Source organism: Vibrio cortegadensis, assembly GCF_024347395.1.
Classification (GTDB): domain Bacteria; phylum Pseudomonadota; class Gammaproteobacteria; order Enterobacterales; family Vibrionaceae; genus Vibrio; species Vibrio cortegadensis.
In genome coordinates, this window is sequence record NZ_AP025473.1 from 1235718 (window position 1) to 1260656 (window position 24939).

Here is a 24939-nt window from a genome sequence, read left to right on the forward strand (position 1 = left end):
AAGCCTTATTGATTTAGTAAGTTTTGTAATTCTTGGGGAGTGAACAGTTCTTCGGCGATTCTCACCGGAAGGTGTTCAGCATCTGTACGTAACGTGTCATTAATTCGTATAGGGGTCTTGATCCTGACGCTATACATACCCTCACCATGATCTTCGCTGTCGGTTGCTACCTTTAGATAGACATCTTCAGGAAACTCACGAAGCAAAGTAGCTTGCAGAGATGACTTTGTATCGCGAAACGATTTTGTAGCAACAAAATCGTTTCCAAACTCATCACGAGACAATTTCCATGCATGGTTGATGGTAATTATTCTTTCGAGAATCTCATCAAAACGTATTCTCACGTCGTCTCTCCTAATACATAACCTACCAACGTAAATTCCCCGCTTGAGATCGATAGTCTGCTAAAAAGTCATTGGCCGTGACCACATGCCAACCTTCACTATTAGCGTCTTCAATATCATTGGATGAAATAGCAATACCAAACTTATGTTTAGGCCAAGCAAGTTCAACCTTTGCAGTTATGTCACCGAATGAATCAGCAATATAAAAGGCAACTTCTGGAAGAGTCGTGCCAAATTGTTTGCAGGCATGCAAAACACCATGTATACCCGGATCTGAGTAATCGAATATCTCTTGCCAGCCGCTTAAATCACCTAACAAACCTTGCGCTTGGCGCAGTTGATTAATCAACTGTCTTTCCGAGTGACTCAGTGCCATATGTGAATGCATAGGCTGCTTGCTATGGCAATCTATACATAATGCTTTCAAGTTACTGGCTTTGTTATTAGATTTCACACCACTGATATGATGTACATGAAGTAAGCTTCTATTTGAACGCAGATTGACATTACACTGCTCGCATTCAAAATTTTTCTCGACTCTATAATGAGACGAAACTTTAGCCCAATCTTCCGTGTAACCTGTTTCGGCCGTTTCTGCTTTTCTGGATGGAAGGTGAGGAAAGAACGAACTATATGTTGCGAAGAATTCAGCCATGTCAAATTGTTGTACAACGGAACTAATTGGTGTTCCAGTATTGCAGCCTTTATAATTCAACTGCCTCAGACAATTCTGACAAACTTTAAGTTTTGCTTTAGTTTCACCATAACTTGATGATACAACAAATTCACCGGAGGTATCATTGGTCACAACATACCGCTCGAAGCGTCCATTCGCTCTCATGCTTTGCAGTGTCTTACAATCAGCAATATGGAAACGGGCACTAGTACCATTCGCTTTGATGTATAACGATACATTCCTACCTTTATAACTAAGAAGGCCTGAATCTACATCAACATCTTTTAACTCAACGTCTTTACCAATGGCTAATTCTAGATCGAGTTTTTCAATGCTTGTCTCTTGATAAGCAAGATTGAACAGCCCTTTCTCCTCTGGCCCCATCACACTGACAGCGGCTTTTAGGTTTTTAAAAGAGACACTCAGCTTCATGACGCACCCAGAATTTTACGGATCTGTTCTTCTGCATTCGTTATAACGCGAAATGATACTCGTCGAGACCTATTTTCATCTTCAAGGCCGTTATCTTTAAGTTCCAATTTCGACGATGAGTAGCCAACCGCCGCGACATTACCCTTCACCCAGCTATAATGCTGTTCCACGACATTAGGTAGCATCATCACATAGCCCAATACCGCCCGAGTTCTAGATTGTGACAAACGCATATTGTTAAAATATGCCTCATAGTCCGTTGAGTCATGATTCCATTTACTCGACGTATGTCCTTCAATCTTAATTTCTTGAATAATAGGTTTGTAGCTGTCTAACACTTTCAAATATCGAGGGAAAAAATCGTCTAAAATAATCTGAAATTTATCGGTTAAGTTCGCCTTTCCATTTGCGAACAACACATCTGGAGCAGTAAAATTGACACTTAGAGTATCGCGATCAATTTCGGCACCCCACTTTTCTAAATCCACTTCAAACTCTTTAAATAATGCTACATAAATAGCTTCTTGAGTTTGCTGATAGGTCTCTGCGACTTCTTTAATCTTGTCTCTTTCAACCATTGCGTCTCGCATGAGCGCTACGGAAATAAACAGAAATACCATCATTAAGCCAGCCATCAAATCTGACACTGACATCCAATGTTCACCGCTATCACTAGGGCGTTTTGAAGAACCAAATAGCTTTTCCATAATTACGCGACTCGACTGCTAACTACGTTATTCATTTCACGAACGAGTTTCTCGTAATCACGGGTAAACTGCTGTGTAACTGTTGCTAATGCTTCACCCATTTCATTCATTGTACGGTTAATTTCTTGCTGCATTTGGTGATCAAGCACTTCTACTTGCTTCTCCACTGCGCTTCCCGTTTTACCCACTGATTCTGTAATTTGATCTTCTAAGCTATCGAACGTACGTCTTACTGCTTGAGCCTGTACCTGGAATACATCTTCTAATGTCGTTTCTAGACGGTCATGTAGCTTCGAAATAGCAGAGGTAGTTTCAGTTTGAATTTCTCGCGTGCTAGAAAGAAGCTCTTGGTTTGCCTCTTTAAGTACTCGCCCTGTTTCTTTAGAGTCATCTTTGATATCGGCGACCAATCCACGTAACTGGCCATTCAATTCCGTAATTGAGTCTTCAAGGTGTACGCGAATTTGTTCAGTTGTATCACTAAGGTGGTTAGTCACATTACTTAAGCCACCCGTTGCTGTCCCTACTTGCTCTTGAATGTCAGATGAAGCTTCAGCAAGTTTACCGCCGATATCTTGAGCACTTTCTCTTAACTGAATAGAAATATCTTGAGCTCCCGACTCTAGGTTACTTCTCATCGTATTCATGCTTTCTTCTGTCGTCGTCGTAAATTGCTGAGAAGAAGCACTCAATGTCGTTGAGATTTCCTTTGTTGTTGTATCTAGGTCTTCAGTAATTTGCTTCACGCCTGCTTCAAAGCTCTCTTTAATATCTTCAACGCCTTCTTCAGTTACCTGAGTGAAGTCTTCGCTAGCATCTGCCAATTGGGTACTAATTTTCTCTGCACTTGTTGTGAGTTCCTGAGCTAGTTTAGTTGCGCCCTCTTCCAAGTTGGTGCGCATAACATCAACACTCTGGTTTGCGGTAGAACTAAAGTTGTCGATGATCGTCTGTGATTCATTGAGCATTGATTCATAATGTGTAGAAGCCGCTTTAACGGAATCACCGATAACATTCATTGTAGTATCCATTTGCTCACGGATTTGTGGCATCGCTTCAACCGCTTTATCACGCAAGTCTTTAAATGCTTCCAAGCGGTGTTCAAGCTCCGTCACTTGACCATGACCAACCTCCATTACTTGGTGCAGTTTTTCCATTGTCGTCGGGATAGCTTCAGCTCTCTCATTAATGCTCGCGACTGATTTTTCAGTTGAAGAAATGGCATCAACACCGAGCTGATACTTTATACCCATGTCTTCAAGTTGCTGACGGTAGTTCTCTTGCCAATCGACAAGTTTCTTTACCGATTCATCTAAACGTTTAAAGTTCTCACCAAACTGTTCAGTCAGCTTTTCGTTGAAATCAACAATTACTTCTTTTAATGCATTAATGACTTGTTCTGTTGCCGATTTAGACAGTAGTTCGCCAAACTCATCCATCTTCTGCCAAAGTGTTTTCTGAAACTCACTATTACGTTCAGTCGTAAGGTTAAACTGCTCATTTAACTTTCGTTGACCATCATTGATATCTGTTCTTAAGTTTTTGATTTGAGAAGTAAGAGACGAATCCTCATCCCCTTTAATTGCAGATAAAAGCTCATTAGAAGCATGAAGTTGTTCTGTCGACGCTTTTAGCTGCTGAGACATCACTGAGAAAATTTCTTCCGGCCCTACCGATTTATCTTCATTAACCTTTCTTTGAGGAATGATACCCAAAGCCGCTTTATAGAATATCGAACCCGCCATGCCAGCCAAACTTGTCAAGAACGCCGTTTTTAGTCCCCCAAGTAAAGATTCGATGCTGCCATCAATATTTTGAGGATCAAAGTCCATTAGACCAACCACAATCCCGGCAAATGTACCTAGGATACCCAAAGAGGTAAGAATATTAGTTGTACTTGCCGTAAATCGTGCTGCTTTCCCCCAAATAGCTAAGGCAATTGAGACAATTAGCAAGGCTAGAATCAAATAGATAAATGCATTAGATATGGTTTCAGCTGAAAACGATGCGATAAAAGAAGCAAGGAAATTGGTCATAATCTCAAATCATATAGGTGGGTACGAAACGTGCATTCTACAACAAAATAAAGGATCACCATACAGTTAAAGTAAAAATAACACACCACCTAAAGTAGAAACTGCTCAGAACGAAACTGCGGAAACGCATAAAAGAAAAAAAACCAATAAAATTGCCACATAATAGCGGGTTAATGTTGGATTATCGCTCTATCCTTCACAAATCCAATAGTTCCTTTACAAAGTCATTCCCACCCAACAACATAAAGAACAACACCCTTTAAAATCAGGCCTAACATATGCAATTCAAAGCAATCAGTTCCTTCTTTTCAGAAATAAATAATGTAGCCACTGAGATGGAAAAAGCGGTTCGAGCTGCCAACCACATGCAAAAACAAACATCTTCAACTCGTGTTGAAGTTAAAGTAATTGAAGCTAAAATTGAATTACTTGAAAGTGAAATTGAGTTGACAGAATCGCTGCAAGAAATGTCAAAAGAACAGCTTAAGATATTCTATGGTTCACTTGATAAAAATGGTTCAGGAACGGTAAGAAGTGTATCTGAATTAAATAGTAAAAAATCCGAATTAGAACAACAACTATATTTAAAGCAACGTCTTCTTCAGCAACAAACCGAAATAGCAAAAAATGAAATTAAATAAGTACACCAAATAATAGTATTGATTAACTTAACAATCATGAAGTATCAGCCTCACTAGCGCCCTAGTCCATGTTTTACTATTTGGGCTCTCTCGCCCAAGTTCATTCAACTTTTCAGCAATTTGTTGATGGAATAAGCCCTTCTCATCCCAGAGTTTAATCAGTTCAAACGAACTCATCCTATCAATGGATTTTGAATTATTACTCGCTCGTGTGCGCACATCTAGCCGCGCATCGTTTTCAAGCTGTGCGCACACATCACCATCGATAGTCTCATTAGCTACTCTCTCGCGACATGCTTGTTTCACCCAACTTGAAAAACTGACATTTTTTGGCTTTACCCCTTCTATCTCATCTACAAGTTCGTGTTCAAACCGGATGTTTTTCTTGATCGACTTTCTATTGGTGTTTGTATTCAAAACAATGATGATTTTTTGCATGGGCGCACACTTAGAATGAATGGCGGGGAAAGTGTGCGCACAAAGCCATGGGTTGTACGCACCGTTTATTGGGGCATTAGTGGATGATGGTTTTAATCGACGTGTCGATACGAGATTCAAGTGCAGCGAGGATCCAAATTGAGTCGCGAGCCGACGGATTATTTAAACATTGATGGAGCACACTAATCACACCATCTGCAACGTGGGAAGCAAACTGGTGCTCTCTTTGCTGCTTAGTCGGCATGAGCTTGGCTCTCTCACATATCAGTGCATAGACATCCTCTTTGAACTCGTCAATATCGCGATGAGTTAAGGTTTTAAATGATGAACGCTGCATCACATCAAAACACAAACTGGTGCAGTGAATGGCTAATGGTGAATACTTCATAACTGTCCTCCATTATTCAAAAATGCGGCAAATGCACTTCCATCTTGCCTTGTCAGGTTCGGAACATAACGGGAGTACACTCGAAACAGCATGGTAGTTGTCGTATGCCCCATTTGATTCGCAATCCATTCTGGTGATTCTCCAGAGGCCAGCAAGAGTGTGGCGAACGTATGCCGTGTTTGATATGGGTTTCGGCTTCTCAATTTAGCTTTCTTAAGCGTCGGATACCAAACGGTCCGTGAAACGACGGCATAATTCAATGGTTTACGTTTCGCATTGGTAAACACATATTTGTCTTTTAAATAAGCCGTTTTTTTGTGTATCTTTAAAGCCTCAACCACACTATCAGTCAGGTTGATCACTCGGTATGAGCCCTCCGTTTTTAATCCCGACAATTCCCCCCTAACTAAGCTTTGACGAACAGTGATGGTTTTGTTGGTCAAATCAACGTCATCCCACATCAACCCATCAATTTCACCTGTACGAAGACCTGTAAAAAATCGGGTAATGTAATAGCTGCGAAAATTATCAGGGACTTCGCTCAAGAAATGATTCACTTCCGCAACCGAAAATGGGTCCACTTCTGTACGCCCTACTTTTAAGGCTTTGATATTCTTCCACGGTGAGGTAAAGTCATACCGATCGGCGGCTTCATTAAGCAATACCCTTAGGGGTGTCATGATGTGATTAATGCGTGATGGGCTAAGAAAGCTACCTTTTCGTCCCGGTACTTTGGCGAGGATGGAACGAAATTGCAGTATCTGCCCCTTATTGATGGCGCTGATCTTCTTATTCCCGAATGTAGGGAGCAAATACTTATTCAGAACACCTTCTACATCTTCATAATGCCCTTTACTCCATTCCACTTTCATTTCAGCTAACCAAGTTTGAGCAAATTCTTCAAACCTTGGAGAATCAGGGGCATCGAAGTAAGCTTTAGCACTACCCTCACGATGCTTTATCTCTTCAAATCGTTTCGCGGCCTTACTTTGTGGGAAGTATTTTTTATAGTCGAACGAATCAAGTACAATTTCTGCCTCAATGCGCTTAAGTAAGTTTTCTAAACGCTTAGTATTTACCGCATTATTAACCAATTGAGTATGTTCACGACAACGCTGACCTTTATATCTGAATTGCAAAACTAATTTCCCATTTCGCACATTGAGTACACCCATAACAAGCTCCTATTGCCCTAAGATCAATGACTGGCTAGAAATGCCAACTAGCATTTCTTCTTCGACTCGTTCCCATATAAAGAGAATTTTTCTTCCTCCAAATGGACGAATGTAATGAATCCCCTCAAATAAAACAGAATCTTTAAGTTGTTCCCTAATAACTCGCGCGTCATATTTTATTCGCACAGAAAGTTCTGCGGTTGTCAGATAGGTATTATCCATCGTACAATCTCCTATATACATTATTAACTTACCAATGAACTAAATGTTCTCCTGTAGATTACAATGTAGCATAAAAATGACCTTTTACAACCATTTTTTACCTACAGCAGAACATTTTAAGCAGGAGAAGAACATGTTGAAGTGCCACCTTTCTAAAATAATGGGAGAAAAGCGGCTTAAAATTGCGGATGTTGCTAGGGATACTGGTGTGAATAGAGGGACAATTACACGCTTATATAATGAAACTGCAACACGTGTAGAACTTGATGTAATAGATAGTCTTTGTGAGTACTTGAATATAGAAGTTGGAGAGTTACTGGAAAGGCAAAAAATTGAAACAGATTAGTTTTTCTCATATTGGGCTGAGAATTTTGGGTTTTCAGCTCCATTAAGCACAATATTAACCAAAAACAAAAGTAGCCACCGTTTTGGCCACAAGATGGCCACCGATGATTTTTACAAAAGAAAAAATTGGAAAAATAATACGCCAGACACACAAAAACACGCAGCTAAGCGTTTCTTTTGAAAGGTTTTTTGGATTGTAAAACAGAAGGGAGCAATTGGAGCGTGCAGCGGGAATCGAACCCGCATCATCAGCTTGGAAGGCTGAGGTAATAGCCATTATACGATGCACGCACATCGCGTTGGAACGAGATAGATAATGCCACATCTAACTGAAAAGAAAACCTTTTTTTTCACATTTATGTTTAAGTGCGCATTTGTTATTCGTAACGTCGTTTTTTTAGACAAAATAGTAACTATTTCTTTGATTACGTATTTCTAGAACGTAGCGATTCTTCCCTTCTTGCTTCGCTTGATACATCAACTTATCAGCAGCATCGATATTAATTACCTTCGGCGCACAAGAATAGAAAGCACAACCAACGCTGATACTAATGTTGAGGTTTTCATTCTCAACCTCGATCGGCATATGAAAAACGTTGTGACACAAAGCGTCAGCGACTATTTCAGCGTCACTGCACGCAATCCCCCTCAGGTATAAGGCAAACTCCTCTCCTCCGATTCTCGCAAATAACGTACCTTCAGGTAATCCGCTACCGCTCCGTCTTGCAACTTCTTTTATCACCTCATCACCGCACATATGGCCATAAGAATCATTAATCACTTTAAAGTTATCAATATCGAAAACCATCACCACAGCACTTTGACCCGTATTATCGATTTGCTCTAACTGTTGCATAAAATATCTGCGGTTACTGATTCCTGTTAGTGAATCTGTATATGTCATCCTTAACAAGTTCTCATTCGCGGATTCCAATTCGGCTGTCCTAGCCCTAACTGTTTTTCGAAGTTGAACAATATAAACACTCGACATCACGATGATAAACACCGCAATACCTGGAAAAAGATAAGGAGGATAAACGGTTTCTATATGCATCCAATGATTTAATATTTGCTCTTTTGTTTCAATGCCTAATAAGCCATATGAGTTGTTTATCGATTCGAGTAATTCAAGATTCCCTTCGGCAACCGCAGGACGAAGTTGAACTGAGTGTATGTGCATCACGGGTGCATATTTTGAAGGCATGCTGGCGGTATGTGTGTAGAAACTTGCCACCTGAAGATCAGTGATAAATGCATCGACCTCTTCGTCAAAAGCTGCGTACATCAAATCTCTGTTTGTATCAAATTCGACTAATTTAAGTTGTGGAAATTGTTGGGATACGTAATAGCCATAAAAGCCATCCCGTACAACGCCGACACCTCTACCGCCTCCGTTTTCAAGAAAAGCATCAACGCCTTGCTTCAATAAGCTTTGCTTAAGAAAGATTTGACTGTTAACCGTTAAAAACTCATCGCCATAATCAAGGAATTTGTCTCTTGGTTCAGACCAAGCAAGGCCGCCATGAATATCCACCTCTCCATTTTTGACCAGCTCGATAGATCGACTCCAATCAGTCAAAACGAACTCTACTCGACGTCCTGTTTTATTTGAATAGGCTTTCCAAAAATCAATAAGAATACCTTTTGGGTCTCCGTTAGAGTCTAAATATGAAAATGGTTTCCAAGCTTTAGAGTTACTGACAGTAAGGGGAGGTAAATCCGATTGTGAAGGATCATGCGCATAGATTGCGGATGAAAACGAAAAGAATATGCCTGAAATAGCCCAAAAGATGAATCGGCATGTCGTGTTATTCATAATATTATTGATGCCTTGTCATTTAACAGTACGGATTATTGTTTATTGTTTATTGTTTATTGTTTATTGTTTTGCACATCAGATGGTTATCTTCCATAACATCACTGAAAATATCCAAGTCGCCATTTATTTATCCGGCTAAATATACTCTCATTAGACAAATTCTGATATTGAAAGTCAAAAATTAGACATGGGCATCATTCTACTCCTCGTTTTAACGCTTTAGCTCTGTTACATTTGCGCCATTGTTATCCAGCTCATAAATGACCATGCCCTCCCAATATCGAATCAATAAAATCGTGGAGATTGGCGACACACTTCACCGCAGTGGTTGTGCCTCTTATAAGGTAGAAAAATACACTCAGCATTATGCGAAAAAACATGGTGTTGATGTAATGATACAGGCGACACCTACAACGATTAATTACCAGTTTCCAGATGACAATAATGCCGTGGTTCTCAAACGACTAAAGCCTGCATCTATCAATTTGAGTTTGTTAGCAAATACGATCATTCGGATCAATACACCAAGTAACGAGCCGCTTCCTGAACCCACAGGCTATCCTAAATGGATTATTGCACTTGCTAACATGGGGATCCCCCCTGCTTATTTACTTCTAATAGGTAGCACGATGGAAGCCGTAGCTTTTTCTATCGTACTGGGCTTCTTAGTATGGCTTTGCCAGCAAATATGCCACTCCAGAAGAGCTATTGCAGCTGAGTTTATTGCCGCGCTAGTGACGGGGATTTTTGTCGCCTTTTTGGCAAGTACAGGCTTACCCATTCCCATTTGGGCTTTATGTATTGCATCTGTTGTACTGTTTGTTCCCGGTCTTTCAATCGCCAATGCTTTAGAGTGTTTAGCTTTTAATGATTTAGTATCTGGCACCAGCTTGCTCGGACAGTGCGCGCTTTCCTTGATTAAATTGTTTGTTGGTATCGTCATGGGGCTAAACATTGGTGAAGCAATATGGGGACAAGCCGTATCAATCTCTTATACCAATGCGGTTCCAACTTGGTTGCACGTCTTAGGATTGCCGATTATTTCGATATGTATTGGCATTATTTTTAATGCGAGAACCAAAGATATTGTTCTTGGACTCCCAGTGGCCGTGCTAGGAATGTGGGGGCCATTCTATTTAGGGTTTGATAGCGGTTGGATTGTCGGAACTTGGGTTACAACAGTATTGATCACCCTATATGGCACTTGGATTGCTAAAAAAATGGACCTCACAGGTTCTATTTATATCGTTCAAGGCATTATTATACTTGTCCCTGGTAGCCGAGTTTTGGTGAGCGCAAGTCAATCTGTATTTGAGCAGTCTATCCTGCCAATTCCAAGTATCGGACTCTCTGCACTGTTTATGTTCTCTGCCATTGTTGCCGGACAAATCACAGCTTACTCTATATATTCACCAAAAATAGAACGGTAGCCGAAGCCAAAAACACCTTTTTATTTTATAGACACGATCAAATAAGTAATTACAGTCGATCAACTTCAATAAAAAAGCCCTATTCGAAAATAACATTACGCTACTTTTGAATAGGGCTCTTTGCCACTATGTTTAGCCTTCCTGACAAAACTGCCTTTCCCTTTTTTGGCTTTCACAACTCTTACAGTAAACAATTTACTCGTTACGATTGCTTTTAATGCATTGTCTTTCACAACACCTCGCTGATGTTCAACCTCAAGATTTGAAGGGTCTATCACCGCTTGCTGCCTGTTATATAATTCCGCTCTTTTTTTCTTTTTCAAAATGAACCTCCATCGGTCATATTTCGGTTCGAATTTTGCTTAAAAAAGACGCAAGTGTCAAACTCAAAATTTCAACTCGATATAATAAAAACTTTGGCTTGTCACAAAACAGTCATTCCATTGCAACATTGAGATAAGTAGATGAATCTAAACGAGACAAAGAGCAAGTAACGATAAAAAACTCGACTCAAAACCAGACTATTTCGTTGACTTAGAGGTAAATTGATTTAGACTTTGACTCGGCTAGAAAGAAAGTTTTTTGTTTATATACATTTCGTTGGATTACTTGTAACTCAACCTCCGTGTTATACGCAATAGCAGCTACTTTTCCACGCTATCGGCGCCATAATCGGCCAAACACATAAATATATTTAGGATTTAACTATGTCTAACACAGTTACTGGTACAGTAAAATGGTTCAACGAAACTAAAGGCTTCGGCTTCATTCAACAAGAAAACGGCCCAGACGTTTTCGCTCACTTCTCTGCAATCACTGGCGACGGTTTCAAAACGCTAATCGAAGGTCAGAAAGTTGAGTTCACTGTATCTCAAGGTCAAAAAGGCCCTCAAGCTGACAGCATTAAAGTACTTTAATTCGTACTCTAATTATTCTAAATAGCTGGCTATATGCTGGCTATTTTTTTGCCCGCTAAACACTGATTTCATGTACTATCCCCTTCTATTCTCTCATTAAGACAAACACATGGCGCTAAAACCGACGATTTACAAATTCCGCGTATCACTCACCGATATGAACCGTGACTACTACGACTCGCTCAACATGACCATAGCTCAGCATCCATCTGAAAATGATGAGCGAATGATGGCACGAGTTCTTGCGTTTTGCCTCAATGCATCTCCTGATCTACAGTTTACTAAAGGATTATCAAGCGTTGAGGAGCCTGATTTATGGGAGAAAACACTCGACGGCCAAACCGCCGTATGGATTGACGTAGGCGAACCCGATCCTGAACGCATCAAGAAATCAACTCGCCAAGCCAAAGCAGTAAAAATATATAGCTTTAATACAAAATCTAATGTTTGGTGGGAACAGAACAAAGGCAAGATTTCACAATATGATGCTAATGTTACTCGTTTTGACAATGCTGGTATCGTTGATATGGCAAAAATGATTGAACGCACATTAGACATTTCCGTCATGCTTTCTGGAAATTCAGCATTTATTAACAGTGATAAAGGCGCGGCCGAAGTAACATGGGAAGATCTTCAAGATAATGAGTAGCCTACTCTCTGAACTGGATAATGCTGGCGCACTAAACGTCAGCAACATATCTGCGCAAATAAAAGAGCTGCAGCTACTTTGTGAAGCCAATGAGTCTCTTTTTACAAAAGTTTGTGAGAGGAAACCTGAAACTTCACCCCTTCAGCATGCCCTTGGTGTCTTAACGAAAGCTCAAATTGAAGCGACTTCACGCCTTCAAACTCAATCTTCTGCCAGTTCTGCAATGCTTGAAGCAATTAGCAGTACTGTGGGCTCTGAGCATCTTCAAAAGTTTTCGTCAAAAGAAGGGCAAGAATTATTGCTCATCACTCACCTTTGGATCTATCTACTCGGAAGGCTAAATATGGATTTTAGCTATGCGAATGATCATGCATTGCAAACTTCAAATCTTCTTAGCCCACTCGTATATAAACCAATTGAAGGGCTAAGGTGCCAGTTTATGGAGACGTTCTATCAAGGTTTACAGCAACATAAGCATTACAACCCAAGTAGGAGCGTTTTTCATTCAATTAAGTCCTTCGTCAGTCGTATATATAATGGCAACAGAAGTGATTAAATATGCATTATAATATTATTTGCATATATAACGAACTATAGAAAAATTTAGCTCACATTCTTTTTTAATTAAAGCGCAAGTTCGACGATCTCCTTACTTATATCAGTAAGTGTTAATATTAAAAATAGAATTACATTGGTGTATCTTATTTAATTAGGCTGCAAGATTACTGTTAGCCTAATTTCATTCCAACATAGTCTGCCTCAGTGCGAACTCTGTGTATCATTTACTGATACAAACAGGCTTACAGATTCAAACACCAGCCAAAAGCCCTATAACAGTTATAAACCCCAACATTTAACACCAAACCAGCCGAAAGCTTCAACATTGACGAGAAACTGCCGCAGAAGTCAAACTATTGCACTATTTAATGGTTTCACTATATAAGCTCGATGATGCAGTCTGGTGATACTTTATAAATATGGTTTTGTTGCATGAATAAGCTCGACTATTATTCACAGTCATTAATAAAAGCAACAATAAATCAACTTCGCAACGCATGAAGCGTAAGCGAGTAGGAAGATCTACACAGGGAACGGGCAATCATGAGATTCAATATACTCTGTTGCGTTATTGCATCTGCTTTAACCTCAGCAGTCCTTCATGCCGAAGAATCACAAATACCAGAGCAGACAAAAGAACAAGAACAAACTTGGGAGCTGTCTGTGGGTCTTGATTACAGCAAGAATGGTTACAAAGATAGCCACCACCTTGCTGATCGTAACCTATCTGCAAATGCGTCCATCATCTATAACTATAATCCAGATATTTCTTTTACAGCTAATTTCTCTGGATACCACAGTTATGATGGTGCGCGCGGTGATTATTGGGATGATATTTGGTTAACTGTAAATAAGAATAACTTATGGAACCCAACCGATTATTTAGCAATGTCTGTTGGTTCTCGTATTCTTATTCCAGTTTCTGACTTATCAAAAAACACCGATCTACAAACAGCAATCCGGGGCAATATTAAATTTACATTTGCCTTAGATAATATTTTAGATGGACTTCAAATAAGCGATGCAGTTCGTTTACGAAAGAACTTTCATAAATATACAACTGTAGGAAGTTTACCATTAGAGGAATATCGATTGAGCAATGCTTTATCAATTGATTACTCGGTAAATGATTGGTTCTTCAATGTCAATTTTGTTAGCTCAACTTCTTGGAGTTACCGAGGCACATCCTATTCGCCAAAGTTAACTCATGCAGAAGAGATCGGCTATCAATTCACGGATAACTTTAGTTCCGCTCTTGGTATGACTAATAGCGCAACTTATTACGATCCGGATAGAGGACCAAGCCCACTCAACACGTTGTTTGATCTAAAAAACCCAACCTATTACGTCACATTAAATTATAACTATTAACCATATACAGGGAATTAATATGTTTAAGAAACTGGCCATCGCATCTATGGTGAGCATCGCTCTCTATGGTTGTGGCGCAGAAGAGCGTAGCTATGAAGCAGTGCCTCGCGCTCAAGAGCAAATCACAACACAATCACTCGATACTGAAGCCCTTTGGCTCTACATGCCTTCTACTGGCGCGACTCCGCGTTATGCGACCAGCCAAAGAGGATTTTTCCAAGGTACTCCTAAGCTTGTTAAACTTCGTTTTGACAAAACCAACGGTATCATTGCCGAAGAGGTTGATCGCGATACCATTCGCGAAGGTGTGGACTCTCGCTACACGAACGTTATCAACCAAGCACCTGTACTAAAAATTCCAGGTACATTTGAACAATATCGTTGTGCTGAAAATAATTTCGATGAGTGTACTAACAAAGAAGAGCTGAACGAAGATGCCGACACTGATTGGAAAAAGGCGTCTCACTTCACACCTGATTACGCCAATATCAAATCTCTCGCGGTAGACGTTGTGGATGCGGCGTACACCTCAACAGATGTCGAAGAGACTGCCGATCCACAGCTTACTCATTGGGAGTATGATCCTGAAACGGGCGTAATCAATGTTGAAGTTGAACGGACTTTCACTGCAAGTGCTGATGACATCTACGAATTTGGTAACCAGCTAGAAAACCTTTCATTCAAAACTCGCTTTTTCTATTCCCTTGTGAAGCTAGATACTCTTTCAAGTAAAGACTACAAAACCGTTCAATACCCTGGACGTGATTCACTACGCTATGGCTTTTTTAATGACGAAAAAGTTGAACGTTCAGCAACAGGTGAAAACAATTTACAAGGTCAAAAATTCCGCCTGTTAAACCGTTTTAACCCAAATAAGGAGATTGAGTACTATCTAAGTGATAGCTACTTTGAAAACGGCAGCGAAATGTTCCGTCAAACGACCATTGAAACGATCCATGAAATCAATACAGTACTTAAAGACACCGGCGTTCCAACAATTAAAATCGTGAACGAAAACGAACCCGCGGGTATCCATACAGGTGATCTTCGTTACAATGTTTTCAACCTGATTACAGACCCTGTTGATAGCGGCTTATTAGGTTATGGACCTTCTGCGACTAACCCATTAACCGGTGAAATTGTCCATGCTCATGTCAATCAGTATGCAGGCGTGATCCGTGCATCTTCTCGTAGAATGTGGAATCAGTTAACCATGCACTACAACCGTGGTGAAATTGACCGACCTGATGCTTTCATTCCAGTTCCACCTGCAACTGATGCTCCTGTCGACGCAAGTTCAACCATCAGCACTGGCTTTGCTGGTATTGAAGATAGCTTAGTCGCAAAACAAACGACGGCCCTAACGACTGCACTTCCTATTGCAGTAGAGAGCGAACCGAAATTTTCCAATGGCCGCACACAATGGCTAACACCCAACCAGCAGCCAGCGGCGAGTTTTAGCAAAAACATTGCAAAACATCAGTTTAATTTAGAAAAAATGGCTGAACAAAACATGTACTCAGAAGAGTTCATGTGGGTTAGTACTAAGTCTAAAGGCTTAATTAAAGGCATCGACTACCTTGAAGGCGGCTATTTCGATAACTCAGATTTAGAGCCTAGTGATGCTGATTATGCCAATAAAGTTAATACTAAACTGAAGAAGTGGAGCCAACTCTCTTCTGATCAACAAGAAATTGTGACAAATCAAATTTCAAAACACATGTACAAATCAACCCTTGTACATGAACTTGGTCATAACTTAGGTCTACGCCACAACTTCATGGGTTCAGTGGATAAAGAGAACTTCTATCAAGAGGATGAAGTGGCGGCCTTTGGTTATGACAAAGTTCCAGCACACAGCTCAGTGATGGATTATGGTGCATCCATTTTTGATGAACTCCCAACCTACGGAAAATACGATATTGCCGCTCTTAGGTTCGGCTATGGGCGTGAGCTCGCTTATTCAACCAAAGAGCAAGTCACCGATCCGGATACTGGTGCGGTCTCTGAGGTAAGAGTGACTAAATATGGCAGCCTAGATGCCATTGATACCGAGTTAGAAAAAGATGAGCATGCCTATCTGCTTGGTTCTGTTCACCAGTTTAAAGAGAACTTAACCACGGCAGACGCCAATGCCGTAATGAAAACATTTGATTTCTGTACTGATGAAAACGTGAGAAGCACAACCACTTGTAACCGCTTCGATGAAGGTTCAAACATTCTTGAGCAAACAGAATTCCGCATTCAGAAATACTGGGACAGCTATGATCTCGTCAACAAACGTGATGGTCGAGAGCAGTTTTATGAATACGAAATCCAACGCTACGCTTATTCTCGATGGTATGAGTTCAACCAAATCCGTTCTGTTGTAGATGAATTAGGTGATATCGATTACCAACTGTCGAAACTCAGCGGCTCAGAAGACAGTTATGGTAAGAGCGTTGCTAACTACTATACCGACAACTGTACTCGCAGCTACATTCGCCGAAACCTTCCGGAAGGTGCGAAAATGGTTTGTGACACATTTGATGCGTCACTGCTAGCAGCAGACTTTTTAGTTAAAGTAATGAGCACACCAGATAAAGTCTGTGAAATCAATGTATCAACGAACTCAGGTGTTATTAGCCGCTTCGTACCACTATCCGATTTATGGAGCTCTTATGGCCCAAGTATTCCGGATAAAACGACGTTACCTGAATCATGCTTCGATGAAGATCTCGTCAATATCATGAAATCTAGCCGCGATAATATAGATGTCTTATCTGAGACTCGAGATGGTCGCCCATACGCGAACATGCGAGCAAATAACCCATACAACAACTCTTCAACTGCTGTTGATCAGTTCGGTATTTGGGCAGACAAACTCGTCGCAGCACAGATGCTTGTTAAACGTAGTGATTATAGTCGTGCTCGTGATAAGTCGAATATCGCTCTACTCGATGTTTCAAGCATCCAAAGTGGCACTCAAGGCACACCACAAAAAATCAAAACATACTTAGGTTACTTAGGCTACGGTATGGATTCTTTCCCAGATCCAATCTTCGTGAACAAAGATGGTGAAAGAGCAACAACGGTAACGCCTTACCGACCTGACATTAAACGAGCTGTCGATGTAGCTCCGTATTTATACAATTTGAAATCGTTCTTCCAGCTTTCAGATAATACGGTTACTCCTCTATTCTCGGCACTCTTAAACAACTTCGTCGCATTTGGAGATGCAGAAGAGTACGGTCTAGCGGATAGTTCACAAGATCTTCTTGATGATATTTCCCTAACGGATCCAGGCTCTTCTGTTGATAGCGTCGGCAGTGTTGAGTTCAGCCTAAAAACTCGAAACTATGTCGTGACACGTCGTAACGGTTTAGCTAAGAACATGGCTGAAAAGGCCCTTCTAATTAATGGCAAACAGGATGATTTAATTAAACTTGATGACACTAATTACTCAACGAAAAGGAACCTTAAAGCCAATGGTGTGAGAACGCTTAACGATTTCACACTCGTTATGCTAAGAGATCCAGCGGCAGTGCAACTATTGAAAGATGCCTCTTACTTTGAATCTTTATTCAGAGCGTCAGGGTTCCCTGTTCGAGTTCCGGCGAAGTTCACGGAAGATAAAGATAATAAGTGTTTTACCGTGACAGAGACACCAACACGCTGTAACAGTAAAGACAACCTTCATGCCGCATGGAAATCTCTCCAAGCTAATGAAGATGATGACGCGTATTTACCAGCGCTGCTCGACTGGGCAACCCAATACACGACCATTGTTGAAAATGAAATACAGAGAGCACCAGAAACCTCAGAACTTTACGATATTGACCCTGAGACAATCTGGTTATGGCAATCAAGAGATTACATTCAGTACCGTTACGCACTAGAACAACTGCCTGTTCTATAAGTAGTTAACCAACTGTAATGTGACAAAGACTGGTTCGATTTGAGCCAGTCTTCTCTTCGTTCCGTACGATAAGAATTCAATAAAGGAGTTTGAATTGTTAGCCTATTTTAGCCGGCGATTGCTTTTAATTATTCCGACCTTCATCGGGGTTACCTTGCTCGTTTTTGCACTCACACGATTTGTTCCCGGTGGGCCTGTAGAGCGTATGATTTCCCAAATGCAGAGCCAATCGATTGATGGAGGCAGCTCTGGACAGCAAGGCTCGCAATCCTTATCAGAAGAACAAATAGCCGAACTGAATGCATTCTATGGTTTAGACAAACCCATTTTAGAAGCGTATCACGAGTGGTTACTCAAGCTCGTTCAATTTGATCTCGGAGAATCGACACGCTATTACGAGCCTGTATGGGATATGATCAAAGAGCGACTTCCTGTCTCCATGTTTTATGGATTCTGGACATTTGTGATCAGCTATCTTGTCTCTATTCCCCTTGGAATTCTTAAAGCCATCAAACACGGTTCTAAATTCGACAATGTCAGTTCTGTCATGGTGTTTCTTGGCTACGCGCTGCCTAATTATGTCGTTGGCGTGTTCTTAATATCCTTCTTCGCTTTCCATTTAGGTTGGTTCCCGATGGGAGGGTTTGTCAGTGATGAATTTGATGAATTAGAATCGATGCAACAAATCGCTGATGTTTTCTCACACGCTTTCCTCCCTCTGATTTGCTACATCATCGGTGACTTCGCAATTTTAACCATGACAATGAAGAACAACTTACTCGAAAATTTAGCCGCTGATTACGTAAAAACTGCAATCGCAAAAGGCTTACCTTTTAGCAAAGCCGTAAGAAGACATGCACTTCGCAACAGCTTGATCCCTATCGCGAGCCATCTTGGTAATGTTGTTTCTGTATTTGTCGCAGGCTCCTTTCTCATTGAGGTTGTTTTCAACATTGATGGTATCGGCTTACTTGGGTACGAATCGATCGTTGAACGAGACTACCCTGTTGTAATGGGCATTCTTACCATTTCATCTCTACTGCTTATGTTTGGCAATATTCTTTCAGACTTATGTGTGGCGGCAGTAGACCCAAGAGTGAAATTTGGACGTTAATGTATGCAAATTGATCCGCTAACAAAGAAAAAAATAAAACGATTTCGTTCAATAAAACGCAGTTATTACTCATTTATCATTTTAACTGCCTTGGTACTTTTATCTTCAATCGCTGAGATTTTTGTCAACAATAAAGCCTTAATGGTCTCTTATGATGGCGAGTGGTATTTCCCAACCTACAGCCGAGTCGTAAGCGGTAGAATCTTAGGTCAAGATTATGATTACGAAGCTAATTATCGGGAACTGCAGTCTATCTTTAAAACAGAAGATAAAGGGAATTGGGTGCTTTTACCCATTATCCCTTGGGATCCTTATGAGCAAGATTTTGATGGTGTCAACTACCCACCGACAGCACCATCATTAGCAGACAAGCACTATTTCGGCACAGACCAATCTGGCCGAGATGTATTAGCTCGCCTTATCTATGGTTTTAGAATCGCCATTTGGTTCGCAATGCTCACACTTACCATCTCTTACACGATAGGTGTCCTTGTTGGTTCTTTGATGGGGTATATGGGAGGGCGATTTGACTTGATCATGCAGCGCATTATCGAAGTCTGGTCTATGGTTCCATTCTTGTATGTCATCATGATTATGGTTTCAATCATTAAACCGAGCTTTTTCCTATTTGTTCTCATCAACGTTCTTTTCGGTTGGATAAGTATCACTTGGTATATGAGAACGATGACTTATAAAGAAAAGGCGAGAGAGTACGTCGCCGCAGCAAGAGCTCAGGGAGCGGGAATGCTACGGGTGATCGTTAAACACATTTTACCAAACACAATGGTGATGATTGTCACGCTGGCCCCTTTTGGCATCGTCGCCAATATCACAACATTAACAGCATTAGATTACTTAGGCTTAGGGCTCATGCCACCGACACCAAGTTGGGGCGATCTCCTTCAGCAAGGAAAATCAAACCTTGATGCGTATTGGATCATCAGTTCAGTGGTGTTTGCCATTGTTTCAGTTTTAACTATGGTGACATTTATCGGTGAAGGTGTTCGCGAGGCATTCGACCCAAAGAAATACACTCGGTACATTTAATCATGCTATGAGCGCAAGGCTGCGCTCCTATTCAAATAGCTTTGGAGCTAAAATGAACAAAATATCAATGACACTATTGCTGATTTTCAGCTTTTTATATCAAAGTTTTGCCATCGCCCAAGATCTGCCGACGGACCTCAACTGGATCACAAATAACGATCAACCTCTCTTTGCTGATGACAATGCGAAGCAAGGTGGAACTTATCGCCTTCATCTATCGAGTTTTCCACTCACTATGCGCACCGTTGGGCCAGACTCTAATGGTAGCTTTCGTGCTTTCATTATGGATGGAAACCCATCACTCCTTCAAAAGCACCCCAACACACGTCAATACATTCCAGCACTCGCGAAACAATGGGCATTTGGTCAAGATCAAAAAACCATCTACTTCAAACTCGATGAGTCCGCTCGGTGGACAGATGGAAAGCCAGTCACCAGCGAAGACTTCCGCTTCGTTTTCGATTATATGAAAAGTGATAACACAAGAGCGCCTTGGTACAAGGACTATTACACGAACAAAATCGCCAGTATTACCATTTTTGATAAGACCACATTCGCACTTCATTCTGCCGATGCTTTAGCCAATGATGAACTGCTGATGCGCTTAAATATTTTGCCTAAACCTGCTCATTTTTATCCAAAAGGGATCACTAAAGATTTTGTTAAGCGTTACAACTGGAAAGCAGAACCCGTTACAGGCCCGTACAAAGTATCCAAAATCAAAAAAGGGAAATTTGTTAAGTTGTCAAAAGTTGATAACTGGTGGGGATACGGCAACAAATATTATCAACACCGTTACAACGTCGACAATATTCTCCTAAAAGTGATTCGCGACTCAGATATTTCAATCAAATATTTTGAGAAAGGAGAACTTGATGCGTATTACATGGTTTTCCCATCAATTTGGCATGACAAAGCAAAAGGTGAACTCTACGAACGCGGCTTTATTGAAAAAGAGTGGTTCTTCAACGAATCACCACAAGGTGCAGCAGGCGTTTGGCTTAACCTTGCGGCTGATAAAATGAACAACAAAAACCTTCGTCGCGGTATTGCTCACTCACTCAACGTTCCTAAAATGATTGAGATCGCGCTACGTGGGGATTATAGCCACCAGCAAGGGTTCGGCTCTGGTTTCGGTGAGTACGATAACAAACAAATTAAAGCAAAACCTTTCGACGTAGAACTTGCAGATAAGTACTTCGATATGGCGGGCTACTCATCTCTAGACAAAGATGGAATCCGTATGAATGACAAAGGTGAACGCTTAAGTATTACTCTGACTTATCTGTCAAAAATGCACTCTCCACGCGTTATTGTCCTAAAAGAAGAAGCTCGAAAAACGGGTTTAGAAATTGAACTCAAGTTAGTCGATGGCGCGACTGGTTTTAAATCTTTACTAGAGAAGAAACATCAAGCAGCATTCTTAGGAATGGGGGCACCCTCAACTCCTGTTTATTGGCAATACTTCCATTCAAGTAATGCAAAACCACAAACCAACAACTTCACCAATTATTCAAACCCTGAGATGGATAAATTAATTGAAGCATATGATTCTGAGTTCGATGTAAAAGAAAAAGCCGCTCTTTCGCGTCTTATCCAGCAGAAAATAGCGGATTGTGATTGTGTCATACCAACCTACTCTGTCCCATTCTCAAGAGCAGCACATTGGCGTTACGTCAAACTTCCAAAATCAATTGGTACGGCACTATCTCGCGATATTCTTGATGCCAAAAGCATGGAGTATGGACTCTTCTGGATTGATTTAGAAGAGAAAAAAGCGACGAAAAAAGCGCTTAAATCGGGACAGTCATTCCCACCAGTGACTCGCATCGAAAATCGTTTCGCCAACCAATAACGGACTGTATTAGCAATATGAATAACGATTGTATTTTATCGGTAAGAAATCTGGAAACGACGTTCACAACCGATGACGGAGAAGTAAAAGTACTCGATGGTATTTCCTTTGATATAACCAGAGGAAAAACCATTGGTATTGTCGGCGAATCGGGTTGCGGAAAGAGCGTGACGGCGGCATCGATCATGGGACTTCTGCCTCACCCTTACGGAAAAGTCACATCTGGTCAAATTGAGTACAAAGGTACTGACTTAGTCAAAATGTTACCAGAAGCTCTGTATAAAACCCGTGGCAATGAGATCTCAATGATCTTTCAAGACCCAATGACCGCATTAAATCCAGTACATACGATTGGCAAGCAACTGTGCGAAGCCTATGAACTTCACCGCCCTGACCTTTCAGCCTCTGAGCAAAAATCTGCCGCGATTGATATGCTGAAACGAGTTGGTATCCCAGCGGCTGAAGAGCGCATTAATGTTTATCCGCATGAACTATCTGGTGGGATGCGTCAACGAGTCATGATAGCTATGGCCCTTGCCTGCGAGCCTGAAATACTGATTGCCGATGAACCGACAACCGCTCTCGATGTCACAGTCCAAGCTCAAATTCTTGACCTTATGGCAAAAATGCAAGAGCAGAGCAACATGGCGATCATCCTTATTACCCACGATATGGGCGTCGTAGCCGAAAGCTGTGATGAAGTTGTCGTCATGTATGCTGGGCATGTGGTGGAGAAGGCTGACGTATTCACTCTATTTGAATCACCGAAGCACCCCTATACACAAGGTCTCTTACAGTCCATCCCAAGAATAGACGGTACCCCAAAATCCATTTTAGGCACTATTCCAGGTTCAGTTCCGAGTTTAAATGATATGCCTTCTGGCTGTCGATTTAGAAACCGCTGCCAATACCAAACATCACGTTGTGCTGAATCAGTGCCAACTCTCACACCAGTCAGTGACGAGCATGCTGTCAGCTGTTTTCTCATTTCGGAGGATAAATAGTGGCTAAAACTATTTTGGAAGTCTTGAATTTAAAGCAGCATTACGCGCTTCGAGGCGGGTTATTCACAAAAACTCAGTACGTATATGCGGTTGATGGTGTTTCTTTTGCTGTTAAAGCAGGAGAAACCCTTGGATTAGTTGGTGAATCTGGTTGTGGGAAAAGCTCTCTCGGCCGATCTTTACTTAAACTACACGAACCAACTTCTGGTCAAATAATCTATCGCGGTCAGGATATAACACACTTCACTCAGAAACAGATGGTGTCACTTCGTAAAGAAATGCAGATCATTTTCCAGGACCCAATGGAAAGCTTAAATAGCCGTCATACAGTGGGGAGTATTTTAGAGGAACCATTTGAAATACATAACATTGGTACCAAACAAGAACGGAAACAAAAAGTACGAGACCTATTGGTTAAAGTCGGGTTACCTGAATCCGCAGAGAGTCGCTACCCTCATGAGTTTTCAGGTGGTCAAAGGCAAAGGATCGGTATTGCAAGAGCCATCGCTCTCAATCCAAAATTAATTATTTGCGATGAAGCCGTATCTGCACTTGATGTTTCTGTTCAATCTCAAATTATTAACTTGTTATTAGAACTACAAAAAACCATGAATCTAGCGTTGGTATTCATCGCACATGATCTTTCTGTTGTTCGTCATATTTCAGATAATATTGCTGTGATGTACTTAGGAAAGGTGGTCGAAATGAGCGATACACAATCACTCTTTGCTAACCCACAACACCCTTATACACGCGCTTTGATTTCAGCGATTCCACTTCCAGACCCGAAATTAAGGGGAAAGAGAGAGCTTTTAAAAGGCGATGTCCCCTCTCCGATCTCACCACCAGAAGGTTGCCACTTTGCGTCAAGATGCCGATTTTCAACACCTGAATGTCTGGAGCACTACCCTGATCTCAAAGTGAGATCTTCTAATCATAGTGTTGCTTGTCATTTGGAAGTCGAAAGAATAGCGATATAACAGAAGAACAACGCGTATACAGGGGAAGCCGCATGTTTGTTTTCTCTGTGTACGATGCGCGAACTCTAAAAAAACGCAGTTAACCTTCTAATTTAGCTATCTCATCTTTGATCTGTTTTAGAAATGTATTTGGTAGTGGCTGAATGCCTTCTGAAAAGTTCAATGTTTCATGAGGGGCGACACACAACAATACATTGCGCATTTCACCATCTTGCTCTTCCTTCATATTCTCAGAATGATACTTTAGTACTTCTTGAGTAAGAAGCTTGTTCAACGCTTCAATCTGAGGCTCTTTCAAATTCATCCGAGAAAAACCAACACGAACACAGTTAGGGCTTTCCAACGCCTGAGATTTTAGAATGGTTTTATACTTCGCACTCAATTTGGAGTCGTTAGAAAAGCGATAGTAAAATGGGCCATTTAATTGAATCTTATTTTCATCGGTTAGCTTCACCAAACCCAGCATTTCAAGTGCACGAGAGTAAGCATAGGTTGAAGCGACATCTAGCCCATGTTTCTCTTTCATATAATCATGGCTATCGCGATGCCTTATGTGTCTCAGCTCTCGATAAAAGTCATATAAGTGTGGGAATTTATAGAAAACTTCATCTTGCGTATGATTAAAAAAACTTTCGTTATCATGCTGCAATTTAACGGCAATTTTCTGCAATTCATCAAGCGTAGTGTCCGTTTCACGACAGTAATCCAACAAGCGATCCAGAGTGATGTTTGGGCTGTATAAGTGACGTTTAAATGTTGAAAGTGGAACCCCAACGCGATCGGCAAGATCACGGTAAGTTCGCCCTTTCGCTTTAATCACACTTCTTAACGCCGCTAATAAATACTCTGAATTTGCCGTCCGCATCCTGCTGAACTCCTACGTCATTGTTCAA

At 41.0% G+C, this 24939-nt stretch carries 24 protein-coding genes and 1 tRNA gene; 13 read left to right on the forward strand and 12 right to left on the reverse strand.

What is annotated here, in order from left to right:
• Positions 1-5: 5 nt before the first annotated feature.
• Genes OCV39_RS19530 through OCV39_RS19545 form a run of 4 tightly spaced genes read right to left on the reverse strand, consistent with a single transcriptional unit; the run spans position 6 to position 4195 of the window.
• On the reverse strand, positions 6-344 hold the full coding sequence (locus tag OCV39_RS19530) for a hypothetical protein (RefSeq protein ID WP_261889775.1): 339 nt from the start codon (positions 342-344) through the stop codon (positions 6-8).
• Between the two features lie 22 nt (positions 345-366).
• Positions 367-1452 carry an HNH endonuclease gene (locus tag OCV39_RS19535; protein ID WP_261889776.1) on the reverse strand — a complete coding sequence of 362 codons (1086 nt, stop codon included), beginning with the start codon at positions 1450-1452 and terminating at the stop codon, positions 367-369.
• A complete protein-coding gene (locus OCV39_RS19540) occupies positions 1449-2159 on the reverse strand; it encodes an OmpA family protein (RefSeq protein WP_065205347.1) in 711 nt (236 codons plus the stop codon). The genes OCV39_RS19535 and OCV39_RS19540 overlap by 4 nt, the downstream gene beginning before the upstream one ends.
• Before the next feature lie 2 nt (positions 2160-2161).
• Positions 2162-4195: a hypothetical protein gene (locus OCV39_RS19545; protein WP_261889777.1), complete on the reverse strand. Its 2034-nt coding sequence runs from the start codon at positions 4193-4195 to the stop codon at positions 2162-2164.
• Positions 4196-4473: 278 nt separating this feature from the next.
• Here OCV39_RS19545 and OCV39_RS19550 point away from each other — a divergent pair, with 278 nt between their 5' ends.
• Positions 4474-4836, forward strand: coding sequence for a hypothetical protein (locus tag OCV39_RS19550; RefSeq protein ID WP_261889778.1), 363 nt, complete (start codon positions 4474-4476; stop codon positions 4834-4836).
• Positions 4837-4863: 27 nt separating this feature from the next.
• Here the strand turns inward: OCV39_RS19550 and OCV39_RS19555 are convergent, their stop codons facing one another.
• From OCV39_RS19555 to OCV39_RS19570, 4 genes are all read right to left on the reverse strand, one after another.
• A complete protein-coding gene (locus OCV39_RS19555) occupies positions 4864-5274 on the reverse strand; it encodes a recombinase family protein (protein WP_261889779.1) in 411 nt (136 codons plus the stop codon).
• 76 nt (positions 5275-5350) lie between these two features.
• Complete coding sequence (locus OCV39_RS19560) at positions 5351-5662, reverse strand: hypothetical protein (protein ID WP_136996008.1); 312 nt, start codon at positions 5660-5662, stop codon at positions 5351-5353.
• Complete coding sequence (locus OCV39_RS19565; protein ID WP_261889780.1) at positions 5659-6837, reverse strand: site-specific integrase; 1179 nt, start codon at positions 6835-6837, stop codon at positions 5659-5661. Before OCV39_RS19565 ends, OCV39_RS19560 begins: the two co-directional genes overlap by 4 nt.
• 9 nt (positions 6838-6846) lie before the next feature.
• Positions 6847-7059 carry a hypothetical protein gene (locus tag OCV39_RS19570; RefSeq protein ID WP_017051841.1) on the reverse strand — a complete coding sequence of 71 codons (213 nt, stop codon included), beginning with the start codon at positions 7057-7059 and terminating at the stop codon, positions 6847-6849.
• Between the two features lie 76 nt (positions 7060-7135).
• Here OCV39_RS19570 and OCV39_RS19575 point away from each other — a divergent pair, with 76 nt between their 5' ends.
• Positions 7136-7405, forward strand: coding sequence for a helix-turn-helix domain-containing protein (locus OCV39_RS19575; RefSeq protein ID WP_390903259.1), 270 nt, complete (start codon positions 7136-7138; stop codon positions 7403-7405).
• 215 nt (positions 7406-7620) lie between these two features.
• Here OCV39_RS19575 and OCV39_RS19580 read toward each other — a convergent pair.
• Positions 7621-7695, reverse strand: a tRNA-Gly gene (locus OCV39_RS19580).
• A 106-nt stretch (positions 7696-7801) separates the two neighbouring features.
• Entirely contained in the window at positions 7802-9220 is a 1419-nt protein-coding gene (locus tag OCV39_RS19585; protein ID WP_261889781.1) for a transporter substrate-binding domain-containing diguanylate cyclase, read from the reverse strand.
• Positions 9221-9489: 269 nt separating this feature from the next.
• Here OCV39_RS19585 and OCV39_RS19590 point away from each other — a divergent pair, with 269 nt between their 5' ends.
• On the forward strand, positions 9490-10653 hold the full coding sequence (locus tag OCV39_RS19590; RefSeq protein ID WP_029203281.1) for a threonine/serine exporter family protein: 1164 nt from the start codon (positions 9490-9492) through the stop codon (positions 10651-10653).
• 95 nt (positions 10654-10748) lie between these two features.
• Here OCV39_RS19590 and OCV39_RS19595 read toward each other — a convergent pair whose 3' ends face one another.
• A complete protein-coding gene (locus OCV39_RS19595) occupies positions 10749-10976 on the reverse strand; it encodes an alternative ribosome-rescue factor A (protein ID WP_017051845.1) in 228 nt (75 codons plus the stop codon).
• 384 nt (positions 10977-11360) lie between these two features.
• On the opposite strand from OCV39_RS19595, the gene OCV39_RS19600 reads away from it, so the two are divergent.
• The 10 genes from OCV39_RS19600 to OCV39_RS19645 all read left to right on the forward strand — a co-directional run bounded on the left by OCV39_RS19600 (position 11361) and on the right by OCV39_RS19645 (position 24046).
• Positions 11361-11570, forward strand: coding sequence for a cold-shock protein (locus tag OCV39_RS19600; protein ID WP_017051846.1), 210 nt, complete (start codon positions 11361-11363; stop codon positions 11568-11570).
• Between the two features lie 109 nt (positions 11571-11679).
• A complete protein-coding gene (locus tag OCV39_RS19605) occupies positions 11680-12219 on the forward strand; it encodes a YaeQ family protein (protein ID WP_171757412.1) in 540 nt (179 codons plus the stop codon).
• Positions 12212-12775, forward strand: a complete 564-nt coding sequence (locus OCV39_RS19610) for a hypothetical protein (RefSeq protein ID WP_017051848.1) — start codon at positions 12212-12214, stop codon at positions 12773-12775. Before OCV39_RS19605 ends, OCV39_RS19610 begins: the two co-directional genes overlap by 8 nt.
• 545 nt (positions 12776-13320) lie before the next feature.
• A complete protein-coding gene (locus tag OCV39_RS19615) occupies positions 13321-14148 on the forward strand; it encodes a hypothetical protein (RefSeq protein WP_017051849.1) in 828 nt (275 codons plus the stop codon).
• A gap of 19 nt (positions 14149-14167) precedes the next feature.
• Positions 14168-18046 (forward strand): zinc-dependent metalloprotease, encoded by a 3879-nt coding sequence (locus OCV39_RS19620; RefSeq protein WP_136995699.1) that lies wholly within the window; start codon positions 14168-14170, stop codon positions 18044-18046.
• Between the two features lie 94 nt (positions 18047-18140).
• Positions 18141-19160, forward strand: a complete 1020-nt coding sequence (locus tag OCV39_RS19625) for an ABC transporter permease subunit (RefSeq protein ID WP_029203283.1) — start codon at positions 18141-18143, stop codon at positions 19158-19160.
• Between the two features lie 3 nt (positions 19161-19163).
• Complete coding sequence (locus OCV39_RS19630; protein ID WP_261889782.1) at positions 19164-20207, forward strand: ABC transporter permease; 1044 nt, start codon at positions 19164-19166, stop codon at positions 20205-20207.
• Between the two features lie 52 nt (positions 20208-20259).
• Positions 20260-22062 carry an extracellular solute-binding protein gene (locus OCV39_RS19635; RefSeq protein WP_261889783.1) on the forward strand — a complete coding sequence of 601 codons (1803 nt, stop codon included), beginning with the start codon at positions 20260-20262 and terminating at the stop codon, positions 22060-22062.
• 17 nt (positions 22063-22079) lie between these two features.
• Complete coding sequence (locus OCV39_RS19640; protein WP_261889784.1) at positions 22080-23066, forward strand: ABC transporter ATP-binding protein; 987 nt, start codon at positions 22080-22082, stop codon at positions 23064-23066.
• Positions 23066-24046, forward strand: coding sequence for an ABC transporter ATP-binding protein (locus OCV39_RS19645; RefSeq protein WP_113799679.1), 981 nt, complete (start codon positions 23066-23068; stop codon positions 24044-24046). Before OCV39_RS19640 ends, OCV39_RS19645 begins: the two co-directional genes overlap by 1 nt.
• A 79-nt stretch (positions 24047-24125) precedes the next feature.
• On the opposite strand, the gene OCV39_RS19650 is transcribed toward OCV39_RS19645, so the two are convergent.
• Positions 24126-24911, reverse strand: coding sequence for a helix-turn-helix domain-containing protein (locus tag OCV39_RS19650; protein WP_113799681.1), 786 nt, complete (start codon positions 24909-24911; stop codon positions 24126-24128).
• Positions 24912-24939: the final 28 nt, after the last annotated feature.

What these genes read in the sequence shown, in the direction of transcription:
- OCV39_RS19535 (WP_261889776.1), bottom strand. Translation starts at nt 1,452, where the DNA reads ATGAAGCTGAGTGTCTCTTTTAAAAACCTAAAAGCCGCTGTCAGTGTG.
- OCV39_RS19540 (WP_065205347.1), bottom strand. Translation starts at nt 2,159, where the DNA reads ATGGAAAAGCTATTTGGTTCTTCAAAACGCCCTAGTGATAGCGGTGAA.
- OCV39_RS19545 (WP_261889777.1), bottom strand. Translation starts at nt 4,195, where the DNA reads ATGACCAATTTCCTTGCTTCTTTTATCGCATCGTTTTCAGCTGAAACC.
- OCV39_RS19550 (WP_261889778.1), top strand. Translation starts at nt 4,474, where the DNA reads ATGCAATTCAAAGCAATCAGTTCCTTCTTTTCAGAAATAAATAATGTA.
- OCV39_RS19555 (WP_261889779.1), bottom strand. Translation starts at nt 5,274, where the DNA reads ATGCAAAAAATCATCATTGTTTTGAATACAAACACCAATAGAAAGTCG.
- OCV39_RS19560 (WP_136996008.1), bottom strand. Translation starts at nt 5,662, where the DNA reads ATGAAGTATTCACCATTAGCCATTCACTGCACCAGTTTGTGTTTTGAT.
- OCV39_RS19565 (WP_261889780.1), bottom strand. Translation starts at nt 6,837, where the DNA reads ATGGGTGTACTCAATGTGCGAAATGGGAAATTAGTTTTGCAATTCAGA.
- OCV39_RS19570 (WP_017051841.1), bottom strand. Translation starts at nt 7,059, where the DNA reads ATGGATAATACCTATCTGACAACCGCAGAACTTTCTGTGCGAATAAAA.
- OCV39_RS19575 (WP_390903259.1), top strand. Translation starts at nt 7,136, where the DNA reads ATGACCTTTTACAACCATTTTTTACCTACAGCAGAACATTTTAAGCAG.
- OCV39_RS19585 (WP_261889781.1), bottom strand. Translation starts at nt 9,220, where the DNA reads ATGAATAACACGACATGCCGATTCATCTTTTGGGCTATTTCAGGCATA.
- OCV39_RS19590 (WP_029203281.1), top strand. Translation starts at nt 9,490, where the DNA reads ATGCCCTCCCAATATCGAATCAATAAAATCGTGGAGATTGGCGACACA.
- OCV39_RS19600 (WP_017051846.1), top strand. Translation starts at nt 11,361, where the DNA reads ATGTCTAACACAGTTACTGGTACAGTAAAATGGTTCAACGAAACTAAA.
- OCV39_RS19605 (WP_171757412.1), top strand. Translation starts at nt 11,680, where the DNA reads ATGGCGCTAAAACCGACGATTTACAAATTCCGCGTATCACTCACCGAT.
- OCV39_RS19610 (WP_017051848.1), top strand. Translation starts at nt 12,212, where the DNA reads ATGAGTAGCCTACTCTCTGAACTGGATAATGCTGGCGCACTAAACGTC.
- OCV39_RS19615 (WP_017051849.1), top strand. Translation starts at nt 13,321, where the DNA reads ATGAGATTCAATATACTCTGTTGCGTTATTGCATCTGCTTTAACCTCA.
- OCV39_RS19620 (WP_136995699.1), top strand. Translation starts at nt 14,168, where the DNA reads ATGTTTAAGAAACTGGCCATCGCATCTATGGTGAGCATCGCTCTCTAT.
- OCV39_RS19630 (WP_261889782.1), top strand. Translation starts at nt 19,164, where the DNA reads ATGCAAATTGATCCGCTAACAAAGAAAAAAATAAAACGATTTCGTTCA.
- OCV39_RS19635 (WP_261889783.1), top strand. Translation starts at nt 20,260, where the DNA reads ATGAACAAAATATCAATGACACTATTGCTGATTTTCAGCTTTTTATAT.
- OCV39_RS19640 (WP_261889784.1), top strand. Translation starts at nt 22,080, where the DNA reads ATGAATAACGATTGTATTTTATCGGTAAGAAATCTGGAAACGACGTTC.
- OCV39_RS19650 (WP_113799681.1), bottom strand. Translation starts at nt 24,911, where the DNA reads ATGCGGACGGCAAATTCAGAGTATTTATTAGCGGCGTTAAGAAGTGTG.